The organism is Pseudomonas sp. Z18(2022) (assembly GCF_036346535.1).
Lineage (GTDB): Bacteria > Pseudomonadota > Gammaproteobacteria > Pseudomonadales > Pseudomonadaceae > Aquipseudomonas > Aquipseudomonas yamanorum_A.
In genome coordinates, this window is sequence record NZ_JAOTOA010000059.1 from 1 (window position 1) to 2,007 (window position 2,007).

Sequence of the window (2,007 nt, forward strand, 5' to 3'; positions counted from 1 at the left end):
TTAACACTCAGGTCGGCTTTCAGGCCGCCGTGCTCTTGCTTTTGATCTTGATCTGACTGCCCCATTCAGCCCGAGGCCGAACGCAGGGATTGAGGAGCGGGTAAACCGGCAGGACGCCGGTTTAGCCGCGACGGGCCAGGGACGCCCCGTCGCGGCGGCCCGCGGAGCAATCCCGGAGTGAGGGAACACCGAGCCTAAGCGAGGTGCCGACAGGCGGGGCAGGGCGTTTTGGTTACTTTGCCGCTTTTGCAAAGTGACTCGCTGTAAGAGCGAAACCATAAGCCGCCGTTACCTAAATAACGGATATGTACCCCGCCCCGGACGCCTGGCGAACCGTCAAGGTTTCCACACCTGCACATCCTGAGCATCCACCGCCTTGGGCAACAACCCCGCCTTGAAGAACGCATCCGCAATCTTCTGCTGTTCGCCCAACTGGTCCAGCGTCACCGGTTGCACCTGATAGCTGCGATGGGCATTCGCGGTTTCCACCGTCGCTGCATCCAGGTTGCCCCACAGTGGGCCCAACACATTCGCCGCGTCTTGCGGATGCTGCTTCACCCACTCACCGGCCTTGAGCAATTGCCCATAAACCACTTTCAGCACTTCAGGATGCGCCTTGGCATAAGGCGTACCCGTCAGGTAATAACGCTTGTAACTGGCCAGCCCAGTGCCATCCGCGAGGGTGCGGGTAGGCAGTTGGCGTTGCACGCTGGTGAGGAAGGGTTCCCAGGTAACCCAGGCATCAACCTTGTTGTTTTCAAACGCGGCGCGACCATCGGCAGGCGTCAGGTACGCCGGCTCGATATCGGAGAAAGCCAGCCCCGCCTTGTTCAGGGCCGCGATCAATAAGTAGTGAGTGCCGGCAGCCTTGGTCACGGCGATTTTCTTGCCTTTCAAATCCGCCAGTTGCTGAATCGGCGAGTCCTTGCGCACCACGATCGCCTGCGCTTGCGGCGAGGGCGCTTCCTGGGCGAAGTAGGTGAGTTTGGCCTGGGCGGCCTGGGCGAAGATCGGCACGGTGTCGGCCACGTCGGCGCTGATGTCGACGTTACCGACGTTCAGTGCTTCCAGCAGTGGCAAGCCACTGGGAAACTCGTGCCAGCTGACGTCGATGCCATCGGCCTTGAGGGCTTTTTCCAGGGTGCCCTGGGTCTTAAGCAGGGTGATCAGGGTCGAGGATTTCTGGTAGCCGATGCGTACGGTTTCCTGGGCTTGTGTGCTCAGGGTGGTGCAGAGGCCCAGTGTGGCAAGGCCCGCGATGAAAAGGCGATGGAGCGAAAACTGGGGCATGGCGTGCTCGACTCTTAATGGATTAAGGTGAGCTTATTGTTCTAAAAAACATTCGATAAATAATTTTTCGATCTTAGCTTAGGCCTTTATCGGGTGCGCCGTTCGCGGCCTTTCAACGTCAGGGTGAAGGAGGTGGTATGCAGTTGTATGTTGTTCGTCACGGCGAAACCGATGCCAATGCCGAAGGCCGTTACCAGGGCTCGCTGGACATCGATCTCAACGAACGGGGTGTGCTTCAGGCGCGTGAGCTGCGGGCAAGGCTGCCTTCGCAGATCGATGCCGTCGTGGTCTCACCGTTGCGCAGGGCACAGCAGACGGCGGCGATTGTGTTTGCGGATGACGGGCTTGAACTGCATACGCTGGATGCGTTTCGCGAGCGCAGCGTGGGGGTGTTTGAAGGGCTGACCCAGGCGGAGGCGGCGCAACGTTATCCCGACCTGTGGGCGCAGAATATTACCCGGCAATGGGAATTGGCGCCCACCGATGGGGAGTCTGTCTCGCAGTTTGTCGAGCGTATTCGAAAGGGGTTGAATGAGTTGCTGGTGAACCATGGGCAACAGGTGGTGGTACTGGTTGCCCATGGTGTCGTCGCCAAGGCGATTCGCGCATTGGTCCGCGATGACTTTTCAGACTTCTTCGACTGGCAATTGCGCAACGGCGAAGTGCTGACGCTCAAGATAGCCACAGAGCCAAATGTGGCGAGGGAGCTTGCTCCCG

The 2,007-nt window shown here is 59.3% G+C and carries 2 protein-coding genes; one reads left to right on the top strand and one right to left on the bottom strand.

Going from position 1 to position 2,007, the window contains the following annotated elements; genetic code table 11:
• Positions 1–336: 336 nt before the first annotated feature.
• Positions 337–1,290, bottom strand: a complete 954-nt coding sequence (locus tag V3W39_RS33555) for an aliphatic sulfonate ABC transporter substrate-binding protein (protein ID WP_330214183.1) — start codon at positions 1,288–1,290, stop codon at positions 337–339.
• 137 nt (positions 1,291–1,427) lie between these two features.
• Here V3W39_RS33555 and V3W39_RS33560 point away from each other — a divergent pair.
• Positions 1,428–2,007 (top strand): histidine phosphatase family protein (locus V3W39_RS33560; RefSeq protein WP_330214184.1); only part of this gene is annotated, 580 nt, incomplete at its 3' end.